This is a genomic window from Nonomuraea sp. NPDC049421, from assembly GCF_040677005.1.
Classification (GTDB): Bacteria; Actinomycetota; Actinomycetes; order Streptosporangiales; family Streptosporangiaceae; genus Nonomuraea; species Nonomuraea salmonea.
The window spans coordinates 16,767-36,633 of sequence record NZ_JBFAQA010000035.1 but is presented as its reverse complement, the minus strand read 5'-3'; the positions used below and the strand labels follow the sequence as shown (position 1 = coordinate 36,633).

Annotated in this window: 15 protein-coding genes; 8 read left to right on the top strand and 7 right to left on the bottom strand. The window is 72.1% G+C overall.

What is annotated here, in order from left to right; all coding sequences use genetic code 11:
- The first annotated feature begins 167 nt into the window (after positions 1-167).
- Both AB0K18_RS41690 and AB0K18_RS41685 read left to right on the top strand, forming a co-directional pair.
- Entirely contained in the window at positions 168-3,437 is a 3,270-nt protein-coding gene (locus AB0K18_RS41690) for an ATP-dependent DNA helicase (RefSeq protein ID WP_364926287.1), read from the top strand.
- The gene (locus tag AB0K18_RS41685) at positions 3,431-6,712 is read left to right on the top strand and encodes an ATP-dependent DNA helicase (protein ID WP_364926284.1); all 3,282 of its coding nucleotides are present in this window, start codon (positions 3,431-3,433) and stop codon (positions 6,710-6,712) included. Before AB0K18_RS41690 ends, AB0K18_RS41685 begins: the two co-directional genes overlap by 7 nt.
- Here AB0K18_RS41685 and AB0K18_RS41680 read toward each other — a convergent pair.
- Genes AB0K18_RS41680 through AB0K18_RS41665 form a run of 4 tightly spaced genes read right to left on the bottom strand, consistent with a single transcriptional unit; the run spans position 6,672 to position 11,910 of the window.
- Complete coding sequence (locus tag AB0K18_RS41680; protein ID WP_364926282.1) at positions 6,672-7,745, bottom strand: type III PLP-dependent enzyme; 1,074 nt, start codon at positions 7,743-7,745, stop codon at positions 6,672-6,674. The two genes, AB0K18_RS41685 and AB0K18_RS41680, sit on opposite strands and share 41 nt — an antisense overlap.
- Positions 7,742-9,274 (bottom strand): IucA/IucC family protein, encoded by a 1,533-nt coding sequence (locus tag AB0K18_RS41675; RefSeq protein WP_364926280.1) that lies wholly within the window; start codon positions 9,272-9,274, stop codon positions 7,742-7,744. The genes AB0K18_RS41680 and AB0K18_RS41675 overlap by 4 nt, the downstream gene beginning before the upstream one ends.
- Complete coding sequence (locus tag AB0K18_RS41670; protein WP_364926278.1) at positions 9,275-10,774, bottom strand: IucA/IucC family protein; 1,500 nt, start codon at positions 10,772-10,774, stop codon at positions 9,275-9,277. It abuts the gene before it with no gap.
- The gene (locus tag AB0K18_RS41665) at positions 10,771-11,910 is read right to left on the bottom strand and encodes a siderophore biosynthesis protein (RefSeq protein ID WP_364926276.1); all 1,140 of its coding nucleotides are present in this window, start codon (positions 11,908-11,910) and stop codon (positions 10,771-10,773) included. Before AB0K18_RS41665 ends, AB0K18_RS41670 begins: the two co-directional genes overlap by 4 nt.
- A 146-nt stretch (positions 11,911-12,056) precedes the next feature.
- Between AB0K18_RS41665 and nudC the strand changes: the two genes are divergently transcribed.
- Positions 12,057-13,028: an NAD(+) diphosphatase gene (gene nudC, locus AB0K18_RS41660; protein WP_364926273.1), complete on the top strand. Its 972-nt coding sequence runs from the start codon at positions 12,057-12,059 to the stop codon at positions 13,026-13,028.
- A gap of 3 nt (positions 13,029-13,031) precedes the next feature.
- Here the strand turns inward: nudC and AB0K18_RS41655 are convergent, their stop codons facing one another.
- Complete coding sequence (locus AB0K18_RS41655; protein ID WP_364926271.1) at positions 13,032-13,280, bottom strand: mycoredoxin; 249 nt, start codon at positions 13,278-13,280, stop codon at positions 13,032-13,034.
- Positions 13,281-13,355: 75 nt separating this feature from the next.
- Positions 13,356-14,213, bottom strand: a complete 858-nt coding sequence (locus AB0K18_RS41650) for an alpha/beta hydrolase (protein ID WP_364926269.1) — start codon at positions 14,211-14,213, stop codon at positions 13,356-13,358.
- A gap of 189 nt (positions 14,214-14,402) precedes the next feature.
- Here AB0K18_RS41650 and AB0K18_RS41645 point away from each other — a divergent pair, with 189 nt between their 5' ends.
- The 5 genes from AB0K18_RS41645 (at position 14,403) to AB0K18_RS41625 (ending at position 18,465) form a co-directional block, all read left to right on the top strand.
- Positions 14,403-16,451, top strand: coding sequence for an ATP-dependent DNA helicase UvrD2 (locus tag AB0K18_RS41645; protein ID WP_364926267.1), 2,049 nt, complete (start codon positions 14,403-14,405; stop codon positions 16,449-16,451).
- 126 nt (positions 16,452-16,577) lie between these two features.
- A complete protein-coding gene (locus tag AB0K18_RS41640) occupies positions 16,578-17,447 on the top strand; it encodes an acyl-CoA thioesterase II (protein ID WP_364926266.1) in 870 nt (289 codons plus the stop codon).
- A gap of 113 nt (positions 17,448-17,560) precedes the next feature.
- On the top strand, positions 17,561-17,824 hold the full coding sequence (locus AB0K18_RS41635; protein ID WP_345389716.1) for a hypothetical protein: 264 nt from the start codon (positions 17,561-17,563) through the stop codon (positions 17,822-17,824).
- A 129-nt stretch (positions 17,825-17,953) separates the two neighbouring features.
- Positions 17,954-18,223, top strand: a complete 270-nt coding sequence (locus AB0K18_RS41630; protein ID WP_355426360.1) for a WhiB family transcriptional regulator — start codon at positions 17,954-17,956, stop codon at positions 18,221-18,223.
- A 77-nt stretch (positions 18,224-18,300) separates the two neighbouring features.
- Positions 18,301-18,465, top strand: coding sequence for a hypothetical protein (locus AB0K18_RS41625; RefSeq protein ID WP_345389710.1), 165 nt, complete (start codon positions 18,301-18,303; stop codon positions 18,463-18,465).
- Between the two features lie 582 nt (positions 18,466-19,047).
- On the opposite strand, the gene AB0K18_RS41620 is transcribed toward AB0K18_RS41625, so the two are convergent.
- Positions 19,048-19,254, bottom strand: coding sequence for a hypothetical protein (locus tag AB0K18_RS41620; protein WP_364926265.1), 207 nt, complete (start codon positions 19,252-19,254; stop codon positions 19,048-19,050).
- Positions 19,255-19,867 lie beyond the last annotated feature (613 nt).

Here is a 19,867-nt window from a genome sequence, read left to right as displayed (position 1 = left end):
GTGTCACGAGAAAAACCGGTATTTGCCTCGATACCGTAGGCGGATCGCTGAGGGAGACCGGGCAAGTCGGCACGATCTACCCCTGTGGTCTGGTGGAATCTAGTGCTGTGAGTGCTCAGACCTGGCGGTTGGTGCGGCGAGGCAGCGGGGGGCCCGATGTGCCTCCTGTGCTCGATGAGCACCAGCGTTCCGTGGTCGGCCACGAGGGCGGGCCGCTGCTCGTTCTCGCAGGTCCCGGCACCGGCAAGACCACCACCATCGTCGAGAGCGTGGTCGACCGCATCGAGCGGCGCGGCCTCGACCCCGAGCGCGTGCTCATCCTCACCTTCAGCCGCAAGGCCGCGGAAGAGCTGCGCAGGCGCGTCACCGGCCGGCTGCGCCGCACCACCCGCACCCCGCTCGCCCTGACCTTCCACTCCTACGCCTACGCGCTGCTGCGCCGCGAGTCGGTGCTGGCGGGCAAGGAGCCGCCGCGCCTGCTCACCGGCCCCGAGCAGCTGCTGGAGATCCGCCGGCTGCTCCACGGCGAGCTGGAGCAGGGCGCGCCGGGCTGGCCCGCCTCGCTGCGCGAGGCGCTCAAGACCCGCGGCTTCGCCGAGGAGCTGCGCGACTTCCTCGCACGCGCGTACGAACGCGGCCTCGACCCCGAGCACCTCGTCGCGCTCGGCCGGCTCCACGGGCGCTCCGACTGGGTGGCGGCCGGCCGGTTCGCCGAGCGCTACCAGGACCGCTTCGACCTCGCCCCCGAGGAGACCTACGACTACGCCGAGCTCATCGGCGCCGCCTGCGCGCTGCTCGACCGGCCCGAGGTGCGCGAGCGCGAGCGGGCCGCCCACGACGCGGTCTTCGTGGACGAATACCAGGACACCGACCCTGCCCAGGAGCAGCTGCTCGCCCACCTGGCGGGCGACGGCCGCGACCTCGTGGTGGTCGGCGACCCCGACCAGTCGATCTACGGGTTCAGGGGTGCCGACGTCCAGGGCATCATGAAGTTCCCCGAGCGCTTCAAGTCGCTCGACGGCCGCGAGGCGCCGGTGGTGGCGCTGCGGGTGTGCCGCAGGAGCGGCGCCGAGCTGCTGGAGGCGTCCAGGCGGGTGGCGGCCAAGCTGCCGGTCGCGCCCGCGCCCGAGCACGACCAGCGCCACGGGCACCGCGACCTGGTGGCGCTGCCCGACGCCGACCCGGGCGACGTGCGCGTGCTGCTGGCCGACAGCACCAGCCAGGAGGCCGCGATCGTGGCCGACACGCTGCGCCGCGCCCACCTGATCGACGGCGTGCCGTGGCACCGCATGGCCGTGCTCGTCCGCTCGGCCAGGCGGCAGGTGCCGCTGCTGCGGCGGGCGCTGGTCAACGCCGGCGTGCCGACCATGATCGCCGGCGACGAGGTGCCGATCGCGCAGGAGCCGGGCGTGCGGCCGCTGCTCACGATGCTGCGGGTGGCGCTCGATCCGTCCCAGCTCGACGAGGCGGTGGCGGAGGAGCTGCTGACGGGCCCGCTCGGCGGCACCGACATGATCGGCGTACGCCGCCTGCGCCGCGCACTCAAGATCGCCGAGAACGAGGCCGTCACCGCCCTCACCGGGACGGAGCCCGAAGCGGGCGAGGAGCCGCCGTCGGAAAGCACCGCGCCGGAGCCCGCCGCCATCGACTCCGCTGCCACGGGGGCGGGTGCCGCGCAGGCTCCCACCGCGCAGGGCGGTCCGCCAGACGACGACACCGAGCCGGAGGGGCCGCTCAAGGCGCGGTCGTCCGGTGAGTTGCTGGTCGCGGCCGTCAAGGACGTGCGCGAGCTGACCCGGCTGGAGCCCCACGTCGCGCTCCCGGCCGAACGCGTCGGCAAGCTGCTGGCCGCGGCCCGCGAAGCCGCCGCGCAGGGCGGCACCGCCGAGGACCTGCTGTGGACGATCTGGCACGGCAGCGGCCTGGCCGAGCGCTGGAGCGAGCTGAGCCTAGGGGGCGGCGCGAGGGGGGCGCAGGCCGACCGGGACCTCGACGCGGCGGTGGCGCTGTTCGACCACGCGGCGAGGTTCGTCGACCGCATGCCGATGGCGGGCCCCGAAGTCTTCATCGACGACCTCGCGGCCCAGGAGATCCCGGGCGACACGCTGGCCGACCGGGCGCCCGACGGCGACGCCGTACGCGTGCTGACCGCCCACCGCTCCAAGGGCTTGGAGTGGGACGTCGTGGTGGTGGCGGGCGTCCAGGAGGGCGTCTGGCCCGACCTGCGGCTGCGCGGCTCCATGCTGGGCGTGGAGGACCTCGTGGAGGTGGTCGAGGGGGCCGAGCCCAACGCCGCCTCGCTGGCCTCGAAGCTGCTGGCGGAGGAGCGCAGGCTGTTCTACGTCGCCGTCACCAGGGCGAGGCGCAGGCTGGTGGTGACGGCGGTGGGCGGCGAGGACACCGACGAGCGGCCGTCCAGGTTCCTGACGGAGCTGATGCCGGGCGGGGTCGAGCCGGCCACGATGGACGACCGCGCACGCTGGCTCAACATGCAGGCCCTGGTGGCCGACCTGCGCAGCGCGGTCACCGACCCGACCAAGCCCCGCACGATGCGCCGCAAGGCCGCCCAGCAGCTCGCCAGGCTGGCCGCGGCGGGCGTGCAGGGTGCCCACCCCAACGACTGGTACGCGCTCACCCCCATCTCCGACGACCGCCCCCTGAGCTGGCCTGGCGACGTCGTCAGCATCTCGCCGTCGGCGGTGGAGAGCTTCACCAAGTGCGGCCTGCGCTGGCTGCTGGAGACCGCGGTGGGCGCGGCCGGCACCAGCACGGCCCAGGGCCTCGGCAACGTCATCCACGCTCTCGCGGTGCTCGCGGCGACCGACCTGCCGAGCGAAGACCTGCTGGGCGACCGGCTCGACCAGATCTGGACCGAGCTCGACTTCGGCGGCGTCTGGTACAACCGCAAGCAGCGCCAGGTCGCCGAGCAGATGATCGGCAAGTTCCTGCGCTGGCACAAGGAGAACCCGCGCGAGCTGGTGGCCCTGGAGGAGGCGTTCACGGCGATGGTGTCGGAGGGCGTGCAGATCAAGGGCAGGGTCGACCGCGTCGAGCGCGACTCCGACAACCGCGCGGTGATCATCGACCTCAAGACCGGCGGCTCCAAGCCCAAGGCCGGCGACCTCGACCGCCATCCGCAGCTCGGCGTCTACCAGCTCGCGGCGCTGCTCGGCGCGTTCGCCAGGCACGGCATGACCGAGCCGGGCGGCGCGGCGCTGGTGCAGCTCGGCAAGGCGGCGGGCAAGCACGACGCGGTCGAGCAGAAGCAGCAGCCGCTGTCCGACGACAAGGACCCCGGCTGGGCCAAAGACCTCGTCGACACGGTCGCGATCGGCATGTCGGGCCCGTTCTTCCAGGCGAAGGTCAACGACGGCTGCCGCACGTGCGCGGCCAGGGCGAGCTGCCCGGTCAACGACGGCGGGGGGCAGGTGTGCTGACCCCGGCCGAACTCGCCGGCAAGCTCGGCATCCTGCCGCCCACGCCCGAGCAGGCGGAGGTCATCGAGGCGCCGCTTGAGCCCATGGTGGTGATGGCGGGCGCGGGCTCGGGCAAGAGCGAGACCATGGCCGGCCGGGTCGTCTGGCTGGTCGCCAACGGCCTGGTCAAGCCCGAACACGTGCTGGGCCTGACGTTCACCCGCAAGGCCGCCGCCGAGCTGGCCACGCGCGTCAGAGAGCGACTCAACGGCCTGGCCGAGGCGGGGCTGGTCGAGCCGGGCGCGCTCGACAACGAGCCGACCGTCTCCACCTACCACGCCTACGCCGCCCGCCTGGTCACCGACCACGCGCTGCGCGAGGGGCTGGAGCCGACGATGCGCCTGGTCACCCCGGCCGTGTCGTGGCAGCTCGCCTCGCGGGTGGTGGCGATGTACGACGGGCCGATGGACAAGATCGAGCTGGGCCCGCCCTCGGTCACGGCTGCCCTGCTCGAGCTGGCCGGCGAGCTGTCGGAGCATCTGCGCACGCCCGGCGAGGTCCGCGAGATGGGGCGGTGGCTGGACGAGCGGCTGGCCGCGCTCCCGGGCCGTACGACGCTGGCGCAGCGCAGGCCGGTCGGCGTCCAGGCGGCGAGGGAGCAGCTGCTGCCGCTGGTGGAGGCGTACGAGCGGCTCAAACGCGCCCGCGAGGTGATCGACTACGGCGACCAGATGTCGCTGGCGGCCAGGATCGCCTCCCGGCACAAGGAGGTCGGCGAGATCGAGCGCTCCCGCTACGCGGTGGTGCTGCTCGACGAATACCAGGACACCAGCCACGCCCAGCTCGTGCTGCTGCGCTCGCTCTACGGCGGCGGCCATCCGGTGACGGCCGTGGGCGACCCGTGCCAGTCGATCTACGGCTGGCGTGGCGCGTCGTCGGGCAACCTGCGCCGCTTCCCCCGCGACTTCCGTACCGCGACGGGCGACCAGGCGCAGCTGCGCCGGCTCAGCGTGAGCTTCCGCAACGGCGACCGGGTGCTCGACGTCGCCGCCCGCGTGCAGCTGCCGCTGCGCATGGAGGCCCGCGAGGTGCCGGTGCTGGTGCCGGGGCCCAACCGGGTGGAGCGGGGCCGGGTCACGTGCGCCTTCCACGAGACGGCCGAGGACGAGGCGAAGTGGATCGCCGACGGCATCGCGAAGCTGCTCGGCCAGGAGGTGGCGCCCGACGGCCTGCCGTGGGGCGAGAAGGAGCGCAAGAAGACGCTGCAGATCCAGCCTCAGGACGTCGCGATCCTCGCCCGCAAGCGCTCGCAGTTCCCCGCGCTGCGCAGGGCGCTAGAGGAGCGCGACATCCCGGTCGAGGTGGTGGGTCTCGGCGGCCTGCTGACCGTGCCCGAGGTGAGCGACATCGTCGCCACCCTGCGCGTCCTGTACGACGCCACCGCCGGCGACGCGCTGGCCCGGCTGCTGGCCGGCCCCCGCTGGCGCATCGGCCCCGCCGACCTGCGGGTGCTGGGCGAGCACGCGCGGACGCTGGCCCGCGAGCTGAGTGAGAGCGGGCGCGCCGACGACCCGCTCGACCAGGTGGTGGCCGACCTGGCGGAGGAGCGGGGGAGCCTGGTCGACGCGCTCGACGAGCTGCCCGATCGCGAGGAGTGGCTTGAGTCGTTCTCGCCGCTGGCCCGCACGAGGCTGGTCGCGCTCGCGCAGGAGCTGCGCCAGTTGCGGGCGCACACCGCGCAGCCGCTGCCCGACCTCATCACGGAGGTCGAGCGCAGGCTGGGCCTCGACATCGAGGTGGCGGCGCGCAGCGGCACGGCCGGGGCGTTCGCGGCGCGGGCGGACCTCGACGCGTTCATCGACGCGGCCTCCAGGTTCGCGGGCGACGCGGAGGACCCGACGCTGGGGGCGTTCCTGGCCTATCTGCAGGCGGCGGAGAGCGAGGAGTTCGGGCTGGAGGCGGGCCGGGTCGGTGAGAGCAACAGCGTCAAGCTGATGACCGTCCACGCGTCCAAGGGGCTGGAGTGGCCGGTCGTGGTGGTGCCTGGCCTGTCGCAGCTGGTCAGCTCGAAGGGCACGATCGCGACCGGCAGCATCTTCCCGGCCACCCCGGTGATGAACAGCCGCTGGACGGAGAATCCGCGCAAGCTGCCCTACCCGCTGCGCGGCGACGCGGCCGACCTGCCCAGGCTGGGCGGGCTGAGCAAGGAGGAGCTGGCCGCCTTCGACGAGCACTGCCGCGAGCGCGACCTGATGGAGGAGCGCAGGCTCGCCTACGTCGCGGTGACCCGCGCCCACTACCACCTCATCGCCTCCGGCTACCGCTGGGGCACCGCCACCAAGCCGCTGGAGCCGTCCGACTTCCTGCTGGAGATCCGCGATACCGCCGACCGGGTCGCGGTCTGGGCCGGTGCGCCGGCCGAGGGCGCGGGCAACCCGCTGCTCGCCGAGCCGGCCGAGGCCACCTGGCCGGTCACGCCCGAGGGCCTGCGCTACGAGTCGGTGCTCGACGGCGCCCACCTGGTGGAGGACGCCCTGGCGGGCACGCTCGCCGACGAGGAGGGCGAGGCGCTCAAGCCGTACGAGGAGGAGCGGCTGCGCGCCTGGGAACGCGACACCGACCTGCTGCTGCGCGAGCGCGAGCTGCATCGCCGCCGCCCCGCGACCACGGTCGAGCTGCCGGAGAAGCTGACCGTGTCGTCGCTGGTCACGCTGGCCGCCGACCCGCGCGAGCTGGCCCGCAGGATCCGCCGGCCCGTGCCGGTCAAGCCGGCGCCGCTGGCCAGGCGGGGCACCTCGTTCCACAAGTGGCTGGAGACCCGGTGGGACCAGCAGCGGCTGATCGACGACTTCGAGCTCTTCGACGAGGAGCCGGAGGAGGCCGACGTGCGCCTCGCGGAGCTGCAGGAGCGCTTCGAGGAGAGCGAATGGGCCGACCGGCGGCCGATCGACCTGGAGATCCCGTTCGAGATGATGATCTCCGACCGGCTGGTGCGCGGGCGCATGGACGCCGTCTTCGAGCGGCCGGGGGGCGGCTACGAGGTCGTCGACTGGAAGACCGGCGCGCCGCCCCGGGGCAAGAAGGCGCAGCGGGCGGCGTCGGTGCAGCTCGCGGCGTACCGGCTGGCCTGGGCGCACCTCGCGGAGGTGCCGCTCGATGAGGTGGGCGCGGCCTTCCACTACGTCCGCGACAACCGCACCGTACGCCCGATCGACCTGCTCGACGCCGACGGCCTGGTCGCGCTCATCGAGAAGGTCAGGACGTCAGATGGTGGAAAGCGGGCTTCGGGTGCATGAGGAAGTCGTGGTGGGAGATGTTCCAGGCGTAGGCGCCCGCCATGGCGAAGATGACGGTGTCTCCCACCCGCACTGAAGTCCTGATATTTCGGGCGAAAACGTCTTTCGGGGTGCAGAGCTGGCCGACGACCGTGACCGGCTCGTCCGTCACCCCCGGCCCCGCGCCCGTCGGCAGCACCGCGAACGGCTGGTCGTGCCCCTTCGTGACCGGCGTCCGCAGGTGGTGGGTGCCGCCCAGCACCACCGCGTACGCCTGCCCGTGCACCCGCTTCACGTCAACCACCCTGGTCACGTAATAGCCGCAGTACGCGGTCAGCGCCCGCCCCGGCTCGACCCGCAGCAGCCGCCCCCGGCGCAGCGCGTCCAGCCCCGCCCCGTACGCGGCCCAGTCGAACCGCTCGCCCGGCGAGGCGTACGACACCGCCATCCCGCCGCCGAGATTGACCTCCTCGTACGCCCCGTCGCCCAGCAGCGCCCCCGCCAGCCCGAGCAGCTGCGGCGCGGAGAGGCCGCTGGCCAGGTGGGCGTGCAGGCCGCGCAGCCGTACGCGGCCGGTGAACAGCGGCAGGCACTCGGCCACGCCCGCCGCGTCCATCCCGAACGGCCCGCTCATCGTCAGCGCCGCCCCCTCGACCGGCAGCCCGGGATTGAGCCTGAGCAGCACGTCGGCCTCCAGCCCCGTGTCCAGCAGGCGGCGCAGCTCGTACGGCGACTCGACGTGCAGCCGGTGGTGCGGCAGCCGCAGCTCGGCGTCGGTCTTGCCGGGCCCGCCCAGCGCCACCGGCATGCCCGGGAACAGGCCGGTGACGTGCGCGTGCTCACCGGCCGACGACACCTCGAACCCGTTCACGTGGCCGGCCAGCACCCGCAGCAGCCCGGCGTCGGGGTTGGCCTTGACCGCGTAGTACAGCTCAGTGGCCCCCAGGGCCCGCCGTACGGCCGCGACGTGCGCGTCCAGGGCCGGCAGGTCATAGACGTAGGCGGGAAGCCCGGGGAGGCGTACGACGGCCTCCTGGACGCGCGGGGCGATCATGCGAGCGGGTTCGCGATCGGCACGTAGCCGGCCGTCCTGTCGGCGGCCCTGGCCCAGCGCACGCCCAGGTTCGCCTTGGCCGGCAGCGGCGCGCCCGCGAGCAGGTCCGACAATCCGAGCGGCCGGCCCAGCGCGTCCGCCTGCCGGGCGAACAGGTCGCGGGCCTCCCGCCACAACGCGCGCAGCAAGGTGTCGTCGGGCCCGGCGACCGTCGCGGCGATCTCGGTCAGGTGGTTGACGAGCAGGCAGTAGACCACGCGGGCCCAGCCGCGCTCGGCGTCGTAGGTGAGCGCGCGGGCCACCTCGGGGTGCGGCCCGGCCAGGTCGTGGCGGCCCTCGACGAGCTTGGCGCCCTCCAGGTCGCGGAAGACGGCCTCGACGGGGGTGCCGTCCGCGTCCAGGCCGACCAGCACGTTCTGCAGGTGGGGTTCCAGCACCACGCCGTGCGTGAAGTACAGGTCGAGTACGGGCGGCGCGACCACCCCCACGTACGCCCGCCACCAGCCCAGCGGATCGGGCGGCTGCTTGCCGAGGGCCAGGGAGGCGGCCAGGACCGGGGTGACGCCGGGGGAGCAGGCCGCCCACGGGCTGTGCCGCACGATCACGCCGAGACCCTCCCGCAGCCGGGTGCCGAGCGCGGCGGAACGGTAGCCGGGCTCCGGCAGCCAGCGGGTGCCCGGGTGCCGCGCCGACACCGCGTCGAAGATCGGCGCGAGCCGCCTGGTGAGCTCGACCGCGCCGGCCAGCTCGTACCAGGCGTTCTTGCGCACGCAGTTGGTGATCCTGACATCCAGGGAGAACTTCAGGCAGACCTCGCGCGAAGGGGCGTACACCGTCCGTACCGACGACGTGGGCGCCACCACGGGACCGGGACCGAGGTCGACCAGCTCGTCACCGAGCGCGGGACGCAGCAATGCGAGCTGCCACGGATGCGCGGGCAGCACCCGGTAACCGGGCGGCGCCTCGCCCAGCGCGTCCAGCACCGAGGGGTCGCCGCCCTCGTCCAGCACGTCGTCGCGCACCCCCAGGAGCCTGACGGGGAACTCGGCGTGCGTCTCGGGCGCGTAGCGCAGCCAGCCGTCGCCGCCGCGCGCCTTGGGGCTGGGGTGGAACGGGTGCCCGTACACCAGGGCCTGCTCCGAGGCCAGCCAAGGGTCGGCCGGCGGCACCGCCTCGACCCTGGCCCGCAGGATCGTCTCCATCGCGGCCCTGCTGGCCGCCACCTGGCCCGCGAACTCGGCGTTCCTGCCCCCGAGCTCGGTCTCCACCAGCGTCACCAGCTCGTCGCTCGACAGCGGCCGCCAGGCGCCGGACTCCAGCCGCTCGGGCGGGCCGTCGAAGCGCAGCGCCGCGCCCCCGTGCGTGCGCGTCCGCAGCAGCACCCCCGCCACCCGCAGCAGCACGTACGGCGGCGCCGGCCAGACCAGCCCGCGCGGCCCGGCCACCTCCCGCACGCAGCAGCGCAGCAGGGCCGCCAGCGTCGCCTCCTCGGCCGGGCCGCAGGGCGCCTCGATGGCCGGTCCGTGCATTCAAGCTCTCCTCAGGTAGTTGGGCCCGCTGGTGCCGTAGAACTTGTTGATGTCGCGCGCGCCCGACCGCTCCTTGGCCACGAGCGTCCCCGCGGTGACCATGGACTTGCCGGTCAGCCTGGCCGCGTCGAGCGTCCGCGCGCGCAGCAGCCTGGCCATGGGGTCGTCGCCGTACTCGTCGAGCGCCTCGGCCAGCGTGTCGCGCAGCAGCGCCGCCGCCGCCGCGTGCGGCAGCGCGCCGAAGACCACCGACGCGGCGGCCAGGTGCAGCGTGATCGTGACGAACACGTCGGCGAGCGCGTGGGGGTCGTCGTTCAGCAGGCGCTCGTCGGCGAAGCCCGGCACCTCGACGCCGCTCGCCCGCAGCCGGGACGGCGAGACGAGCAGGCCGTCGTTGTCCTTGACCAGCAGCCGCATCCGGCCGTCGGGGGCGAAGAGCAGGGCGAGGTTCTGCTGGTGCGCCTCCAAGGCGACGCCGTGCCGTACGAACAGCCGGACGTTCCAGCGCAGCAGCAGCCGCAGGTAGGCGGGCAGCACGTCGCCCAGCTCGGCGAGCACGCCCGGCGCGTTGAGCGCCGCCACCGGCACGATCTTCCCCTCGGGCAGCCGCCTGACCATCCAGGCCAGGTACTCGTCCCCGGTCTCGGCGTAGGTCTGCTCGTCGGCCAGGACGACGTCCGGCCCGGCCAGCTCGCGCAGCAGCAGCTCCGCCCTGGCGCCGTCGGCCAGCGTGCCGGGCTTGAGCGAGCGCCGGTTCCTGACGCCGAGGGTGCTGACGGGGATGGGCAGCTTGAGGTGCAGGCGGGGAGAGACCTCGACCGTCCGCATGGACAAGGTGGGACGTACGGTGACGGCCGCCGCGTCCAGCACCCGTACCCCGTCGATCCGCCGCACCTTGGGCACCGCCAGCGGATGCACGGGAAACAGTACCTCGCCCGCGAAAGGCGCCACCTCAGCGGGCAGCTCGGCGGGCAGCTCGGCGGGCGGCTCGGCCGAGCCGGGCGCGAGCAGCTCACGCGGCACCACCGCCCACCGCAGCTCGAACGAGGGCCCGAACTCCGGCGCGTACGCCCGCAGCTCCGCCTCCGACAGCCCCACCCGCGCCCGCGACGTCGGATAGACCGGATGATCGAGGAACGCGGCCAGCGTCTCGTAGGACGGCCCCGACCGCAGCACCTCATGGGCGACTTCGTCGTGCAGCTCCAGCGCACCCAGCGCCGCCAGGCACTCCTCGAAGAACGCCGCCACCCCACCCGCGTCGGCCGGATCGGCGACCTCCGCCAGCGTCTCCAGCACCTGCTCAAGGCCCAGCGACTCGTCCTGTGCCACCTCGAAGTCCTGGAACAGCAGCCCCGGCCGCAGCCGCACCCACCGCCCGTCGGCCAGCGTCAGCCCGACGCCGTCCCTGGTCCTGGTGACGCGGGCGGCGAGCCCGCCGTAGTCCTCGCGCAGCAGGGCGTTGAGCACGCGGGCGGCCAGGTACGCCTCCCTGGAGCTCATTCCACCACCCACGGCCGGGCCGCGCGGAACCCGGCGACGGCCGCGTCCACCGCCTGCCTGGAGGGCCCGACGGCCCGTACGACGCCCAGGTAGTCGCGGTTGGTGCGGGTGAGGGTGACGACGTCGCCGACGGAGCGCAGCGGCCGGTGCCAGAGGCGTACGCCGCCATCGGTCACGGACTCGTGGCCGGGCGCCTGCTTGACCACGCCCGGCCGGTCGGCGACGACGCTGACCGCGCTCGCGTGCGCCGAGGTGGCCGGGACGCCGGGCACGCGCTCGCCGAGGTGCACCCGCAGGATCCACTCGAACAGCGGCACCCCGAGCACGTCGGCGAGCAGGAAGTCACAGTGGTCGCCGATCAGCCGGTAGTTCACCTCGATGATCCGCGGGCCCGAGGGGGTGAGCACGTACTCGGTGTGGCACGCCCCGAACCCCACGCCCAGCGCTCGCAGCGCGGCCAGCACGTGGGCGTGGGAGTCGTCCGGCGCCGCCCAGTCGAGCCGCTCCTCCACGAAGTACGGCAGCGCCCCCAGCGTCGTCTCGAACCCACCGAGCACGCGCGGCCCGCCCTCGTCGCCGAGCGTCTCCAGCGTGCGCACCGGCCCTTCGAGGTACTCCTCCACCACCAGCGCCTCACCCGGCCGCCGCCTCCTGACTCCGGCCACGGCGGCGGCGAGATCGTCCGTCACGAGCATGACGTCCTCGCTGGCCACCCCCTCGCGCGGCTTCACCACCACCGGGTACGGCACCGGCTCGGGCACCGGGTCACCGGGCCCCAGCCGCAGCGAGAAGACCTCCTCGACCCCGGCCGCCGCGAGCGCCCGCCGCATCAGGAACTTGTTCTTGGCCGCCGCGCACGCCCGCCAGTCCTTGCCCGGCAGCCCGAAGTAGGCGGCGGCGAGCGCGGTCTCGGTCTGCAGGTGGTCGGAGTTGGAGAAGACGGCGTCAGGCCTGCCCAGGTGCTCGATCGCGTCGATGAGGGCCCGGGGGTCGCGTACGTCGCAGCGCACCGCGTCCGGATGCTGCTCGGGGCGGTCGGTGAGGATCGTCACCGAGCAGCCGAGCGCCCGCGCCGCAGGCAGGAAGCCGTCCGTCACGGAGTCGGTCGGTTTGAGCGCGGTCAGGTAGAGCCGCAACGCGAAGGCACCCCCGAGGAATCAGGTAAGGCTAACCTAACTCGTCGATCTTAGCCCGAGAGAGATCACCACGGGGTGCCGATTGTGTAATCGCCGGCTAACTGCGGGGTCATAGGATGACAGAGGACTTGGGGAGGGGGCGGCCAGTGCGGACCGCGGAAGAAAAGCTCATCGGACCACTGCTTCTCGCTCGGGGGACCACCGACAGATCCTCGCTGCTGCGTGCCGACGAGGGGTGGCTGGAGCAGGCGTGGTCCGACCCGGCGACCAGGGTGCTGGTGATCGACAACGGCCACACGCTGGTGCGGCGCACTGGTGACGAGGTGCACGCGGTGCTGTTCACACCGGCCGAGGCGCCGGCCGGGCCGCGCTACCTGCTCGGCGTCGACGAGGGGGTCGCCTACTTCGCGGTGGCCGCGCCGCTGCCGGGCCTGCCCGCCGGCGACGTCAACGGCCGGCTCACCACCCCGATGGGGCTGCGCGACACGCCGGAGGGCCGTCCTGTCGCGGCCGGGCTGCGCCAGGTGGGCGGGCTGCTCGGCGACCGCGACGCGGGCCTGCTCGTGCACGCCGTGGCGCTGGAGGCCTGGCACTCCACCCACGAGTTCTGCCCGCGCTGCGGCACCCGCACGACCATGCAGGCGGGCGGCCACATCAGGGTCTGCCCGAGCGACGGCAGCCAGCACTTCCCGCGGGTCGATCCCGCCGTCATCATGCTGATCCGCGACCCCGACGACCGCTGCCTGCTGGCCCGCGGCCCGCAGTGGCCCGAGGGGCGGCTGTCGATCCTCGCCGGGTTCGTCGAGCCGGGGGAGTCGCTGGAGGCGGCGGTCATCCGCGAGGTGGCGGAAGAGGTCGGCATCACCGTCGCCAACCCGCGCTATCTCGGCAGCCAGCCCTGGCCGTTCCCGCGCAGCCTCATGCTCGGCTTCTTCGCCGAGGCCACCACGACCACGCTCACCCCCGACGCCGACGAGATCGCCGAGGCGCACTGGTATTCGAGGACAGAGCTGCTCCGCGCCCTCGACTCCGGCGAGCTGCGCCTCCCGCCGCCCGTGTCGATCGCCCGCCGCCTGATCGAGACCTGGTACGGCGGCGAGCTGATCGGCGACTGGTGACCGTCAGGCCGCTCCGAGCAGGGCCTTGACCTCCATGGCCGAGGGGTTCGTCCGCACGACGCGCCCCTTGGCCGTCTCGATGACCACGGTCGGCACCACCTGGTTGCCGTTGTTGACGCTCTCCACGAACTCGGCGGCCGCCTGGTCGCGTTCGATGTCGACGTCCTTGAAAGCGATGCCCTCGCGGGTGAGCTGGGCCTTGAGCCGCTTGCAGGGGCCGCACCACGTAGTGCTGTAGACCGTGAGCGCCATCTGGGGAATCCCTCCAAGGTCAGGAAATCAAGCGATCCGTGCAACAACCTGCGACGTCCGCTTAATCCCAGATTCCTACCCGATGCGCTCCGCGATCCATGCCTGCACCCGCTCCGCCACGCCCGGCTCCCGATAGAGCGGCGAGCTATGGTTGGTGCCCGGCGCCGTCAGCACCGTCACGGGCACGCCCACCTGGCCGAGCATCTGCCTGAGCAGCTGGCTCTGCACCGGCGGCACGAACTCGTCCTTCGAGTGGACGGTCAGCATCGGCGCGTCCTTGCGGCTGGCGTGCCAGGCCACCTCCATGCTGGCCCAGACCCGCGAGCACTTGCCCTTGGGCGCGCAGCCGCCGGCCAGCTTGATCGCCGCCGTACGCAGCCTGCGCTTGTTCGGGTCGGGCGACTTGGCCCCGTCGGAGTACGCGCGCAGCGGCGAGATGATCGGCGACAGCCCGACCACGCCCTTGAGCCCGTTGATGCCGTCACCGTACGTGCCGACCGCCGCCGCGATGTGCCCACCCGCGGAGAACCCGACCAGCACGTAGTTCTTCGGGTCGAACGCCCACTTGTCGGCGTGCTTGCGCGCGAGCGCGATGGCCGCCAGCGCGTCGCTGCGCTGCGCCGGCCACGCCGCGTCACTGGACAGCCGGTAGTTGAGGTTGAAGACCGTGTAGCCCAGCTCGGCGTAGCCGCGGACGATCTCCTTCATGTACTTCTTGTCGCCGCTGGACCACCAGCCGCCGTGGATGAGGAAGACGCCGGGCCGCTGCTGGCCGTCGGGCGTCCACCACACGTCCATGTTCTGGCGCTGATGCGAGCCGTAGCGGACGGTCTCGACCGATAACCCGCCGAGCCCCTGTGCGTCGATGGGGTTGTGCACCGTCGGCAGCGGGGTGGGATCGCCAGAGGCGCTCGCGGCGACAGGTGTGAGCACAACGGCAGCGAGCGCGAGGGCGCTCACGCAAACCGCAGTTCGCACGGCCTTCCTTTCCCCCAAGCACATGGTCGGCCCCATTGTGGGGGAAGAGACCATCCTTTTGCATCTCGGTGACGATGAACATACGCCGGGGCGCATGTTGCCAGAATAAAGTCTGGCACCGCCAGCGGCTGGGAGGATTCAGGGGTGAACAACGCGGATGACGTACTGATCGGGCTCGACCCCGAGCAGCGTGCCGTCGCCGAGGCGGTGCGCGGCCCGGTGTGCGTGCTCGCAGGTGCGGGGACGGGTAAGACCAGGGCGATCACCCACCGCATCGCGTACGCGGTCCGCAGCGGCGTCATCGACGCGCAGAGCGTGCTGGCTGTGACATTCACCACTCGGGCGGCCGGCGAGCTGCGCCAGCGGCTGCGCGCGCTCGGCGCGCCCGGTGTTCAGGCCCGCACGTTCCACGCCGCGGCGCTGCGCCAGCTCACCTACTTCTGGCCGCGCGTCATCGGCGGCGCGGCGCCGTCGGTCATCGAGTCGAAGCTGCCGGTGCTCGGCGAGGCGTGCCGCCGGCTGCGCAGGAACGTCGAGCGCGCCGAGCTGCGCGACATCGCCTCCGAGGTCGAGTGGGCCAAGGTCACCCAGATCGGCCCTGAGGACTACGTCGCGGCCGCGGCGAAATATCACCGCACCCCGCCGATCACGCCGGCCGAGCTGGCCGACGTCTACGACGCGTACGAGCAGATCAGGCGCGAGCGCCACCTGGTCGACTTCGAGACGATCCTCGAGCTCACCGCCGCCGTGATGACCGAGCACCAGGAGGTCGCGGCGCAGATCCGCCAGCAATACCGCTACTTCGTGGTCGACGAGTACCAGGACGTCAACCCGTTGCAGAAGCTGCTGCTCGACACCTGGCTCGGCGGGCGCGACGACCTGTGCGTGGTCGGCGACCCCAACCAGACCATCTACTCCTTCACCGGCGCCAGCCCCCGCTACCTCACGAACTTCTCCGTCGACCACCCCGGCGCGGCCGTCATCAAGCTCGTCCGCGACTACCGCTCCACCCCGCAGGTCGTCGACCTCGCCAACCTCGTCATCGCCAAGGGCAAGTCGCCCCACCGCCTTGAGCTGGTCGCGCAGCGCCCCGACGGCCCCAAGCCCGCCTTCAAGGAATACGACGACGAGCCGGCCGAGGCCGCCGACGTCGCCAGGTCGATCAGGAGGCTCATCGACAAGGGCGTGCCGTCGCGCGAGATCGCCGTGCTGTTCCGGGTCAACTCGCAGTCGGAGGCGTACGAGGAGGCGCTGGCCAAGGCCGAGATCCCCTACGTGCTGCGCGGCGCCGAGCGCTTCTTCGAGCGTCCCGAGGTCCGCCAGGCGGTCGTGCTGCTGCGCGGCGCGGCCCGCTCCGCCGCGGGCGAGCCGCTGGCCTCCGAGGTCCACCACATCCTGGGCGGCGTCGGCCTGACCCCCTCGCCGCCCGGCGGCGGCAAGGCCAGGGAGAAGTGGGAGTCGCTCAAGGCGCTGGCCGACCTCGCCGAGGACATGGCGGCCGAAGGCGCCGACCTGCCGGCGTTCGTCACCGAGCTCGAACGCCGCGCCTCCGAGCAGCACGCGCCGCCCGTCGAGGGCGTCACCCTCGCCTCGCTCCACGCCGCCAAGGGCCTGGAGTGGGACGCCGTCTTCCTCGTCGGCGTCACCGACGGCATGCTGCCGATCATCTACGCCGAGAGTCCCGAGCAGATCGAGGAAGAACGCCGGCTCCTCTACGTCGGCATCACCCGCGCCAGGGAGCACCTGTCGATCTCGTGGGCGGCGGCCAGGGCGCCGGGTGGCCGCAAGAGCCGCCGGCCGTCCCGCTTCCTCGACGGCCTCACCGGCCGCGCGCCCGCCGCGCCGCGCGTGGCGCAGCCCGCCCGCGCCGAGCGCCGCCAGGTGGCCGCGCCGGTCAGCTGCCGGGTCTGCGCCAAGACGCTGACCGCCGCGACCGAGCAGAAGCTCGGCCGCTGCGCCACCTGCCCCGCCGACTACGACGAGGCGCTGCTCGAACGCCTCAAGGCGTGGCGCACGGCCACCGCCAAAGAGACCAAGGTCCCGCCGTACGTCATCTTCACCGACGTCACGCTGCAGGCCATCGCGGAACGGGCGCCGGCGACCGAGCAGGAACTGCTGGCGATCGCGGGCGTCGGCAAGGTCAAGATCGACCGGTACGGCGAGGCCGTCCTCGCCCTGTGCCGCGCCTCCTGACACCGCCGTAACGGGGACGCAACGCAAAGACGACATCATTCCGGCGGAACCGGGCCCGGCTTTCACCCCGGTACGGGCGGCACGTCACACTTGTCGCAGGACCGGAACATCCAAGGGGGACGACACGTGAACGAGGCGCTGAAAGAGCTGCTGGACCTGCTCGACCTTGAGCAGATCGAGCTCGACATCTTCCGTGGCAGGAGCCCGGAGGAGCGCATCCAGCGGGTCTTCGGCGGTCAGGTGGCGGCCCAGGCACTGGTGGCGGCCGGACGTACCGTGCCCAAGGACCGCAACGTGCACTCCCTGCACGCCTACTTCATCCGTCCTGGCGACCCCTCGATCCCGATCGTCTACAACGTCGAGCGGCTGCGCGACGGACGCTCGTTCACCACCCGCCGCATCGTCGCCGTCCAGCACGGCAAGGCGATCTTCACGATGTCGGCGTCGTTCCACGTCGCCGAGGAGGGCGTCGCGCACCAGGCGTCGGTGCTGCCCGAGGTGCCCGACCCCGAGACGCTGCCGACGTTCCAGGACCGCATGTTCGAGCTCGTCGGCGACCACCCCGAACTGCGCGACTGGGCAGCCCGCCCGCGTCCCGTCGACGCCCGCTACGCCTCGCCGCTCACCTGGGAGGCGCACCTCGACCCGGCGCTGCGCAGCGCGCAGACGAACGTGTGGTTCCGCTACGACGCCGAGCTGCCCGACGACCCGCTGCTGCACGTCGTGCTGGCCGCGTACGCCTCCGACTTCACGCTCGTCGACACCATCCTGCTCGCGCACGGCATGGCGTGGGGCGCCTCCGACATCATGGGCGCCTCGCTCGACCACGCCATGTGGTTCCACGCCCCCTTCAGGGCCGACGACTGGCTGCTCTATGCTCAGGAGTCTCCCTGGTCCGCCGGGGCCAGGGGACTGGCCCGGGGCGAGATGTTCACCGCGTCAGGAGAGCTCGTGGTCTCGGTCGTACAAGAGGCCATGATCCGCCGGACGAAGTGACGAAATCGCAGGTAGAAAATATGTTGCCCCTTCCCGGCAATCCGGTTTAGGGTCTTGGTCAAGCGAGTCGGACGGTCTAGCTCCGACGATCCCAAGAGTGGAGGTGAACCCCAGTGATCAGCATCGAGATGTCTGCCACGCCGTGGTTCGCCTCCGCGTGCCGTGACTCGGTGGTGCTGCTTGCCGGTGCCGCCAAGCTCCGGCAGGAGAAGTCTGCCCGTCGTCAGGCCGCCGCCTTCATCGCGCGAGCTCACTCCGGTGTGGCCGCGGAAGGTGCCCCTGTCTATGCGGGACGTATCGAACTGCCGGCCAACCAGCTCACCAAGGGTGGACTGTGCGGTCCGCAACCCTGGCGGGATGCTCCGGTCATAACCTGACCGGCTTACAGCAGCCCCCAGGCCGCGGATCCACAGACAGGATCCGCGGCCTTCTTGTTTGTCCGTGATCTCCGACCACCTACGAGGTGCCCGACCAAGATCAAAAAGATCGATTCAAAGGAGAAGCAGATGGGGGCGAAGACGATCATGGACCTGATCGACGAAGCCAAGATCCCCTGTCGTACCGACCCTGACCTGTGGTTCGCCGAGTCGCCGGAGGACGTCGAGTTCGCCAAGGCACTCTGCGGCGGCTGCCCGATCCAGAAGGCCTGCCTGGAGCGCGCGCTCGAGCGCGAGGAGCCCTGGGGCGTCTGGGGCGGGGAGCTCATCCTCAGGGGAACGATCGTTCCCCGCAAGCGTCCGCGCGGGCGTCCCCGCAAGCACCCGGTCGCTGCCTGAGACACCGCCTGAGACACCGCACCATCAGAAAGAGAGAAGAAACGATCATGAGGACCCAGCCGACGAGGAGTCTGCTAGTGCCGGATCTCATCCATGACCTGGTGAATGACCGAATACAAACCCTCCACCGTGAGGCCGCTGAGCAGCGCGTCATCCTGCGCGCCCAGCGCGTGCAGCGCGCGCGACGCGGCGTCACGCGCGCGAACGAGCGCCTCCGCAGGGTTTTGAGCCGCGAGTTCTGACCGGCAGGTCCTGCCGCCGGCGCAGGATCTCCCACCGGAACTTGTGAATAGAGAGAGCCGGGCGCACAGCCAAGCGCCCGGCTCTCCCCTTTCCGCCCACACCCCCACCACCGTGCCCAACCCCTCAATTCACCGAGCCCGACCCCCAACCCACCCCACCACCATCACCGGTCACGCTCCACACCGGTCACCGAAGTCCTTGCCACCGCCGCCGAACCCCCAGGGCCACCGCTGAGGGCGGACCGATCCGTGCACACCACGCGTCCGTCGCCACGCGTCTGTCTGTATGCGCATCTCCGATGGCAGGGCCATTCCTCAACCGCCCACCGCAGCCAAACAGCGCCGCACCCCCACCGACCGCTAGCCCAACGGCGATCGGCGACCACATCCACCGATCACCACGGCACGAAACCCGTGCACCAGAACCACGACCCCGAACTCCATGGCAAGGAGCGATCGGCGGCCGATCACAGTAGCCGTCGCCGTCAGCCACCGCAACCACTCACGACGACGGACGATTTACAACCGCTAATCGCTCACTGCCATGCCCGCTCACCGAACTCCCGGCCCGGCCACCTGAGCTCAAGGAGCAGTGCAACCCACCAGGGGAAGCTCAGCGGGAAGCCCCGGAGCCGCCGGATCGACGATGGTGGTGACCTCGCCGACCCCGGCCGTCACGCAATCGAGCAGAGCGACCGGATCGACGACGGCGTTCGCAGCAGGAGCGCCCACGAGCAACCCCATGCCGGCGAGGACAGCGGCGCCGAACAGGCGCACGGAACGGTGCATTGATGCCTCCCAACGGAGAGTAACTTTTAGCCCTCGTATGATTGCACAGAGTAATGACTCCTCAAGCCACCCCACCTCACCCCAGCAAGCACACGGCATTGAACCCGGCCCCATATGACGGGATGTGTCCCCGCAATCAACCACCCCAGCCCCCCGCCCTGAGCCACGACTCTTTGCCAACAGACCTCGAAGCGCCCCCACCAAGAGGCACCCCAAAGGGGCGCCCCACGCCAACTCCAGCGCGACCATTCCACTGCGCCCTCACAGCGCCGAGGTCCGGGCGCCGAGGTCCGGCGGCGAGGTCCGGCGGCGAGGTCAGGGCGCCGAGGTCAGGGCGCCGATCTCAGAATGCGGTTGAGGGCCTTCGCCTGAAGGGCGCGGACCGAGGAGCGCTGCCCGAGCGGAGCGCAGCGGGCGCCGCCGCCTGAGAGGACGCCACCGAAGGGAGCCCGCCACGCTCACCGCGCCTGGCTCGTCGCGCACGCTCATCGCGTCACGCTTGCCGCGCCAAGTTCACCGCGCCAAGTTCACCGCGCCAAGTTCACCGCGCCAAGTTCACCGCGCCAAGTTCACCGCGCCAAGTTCACCGCGCCAAGTTCACCGCGCCAAGTTC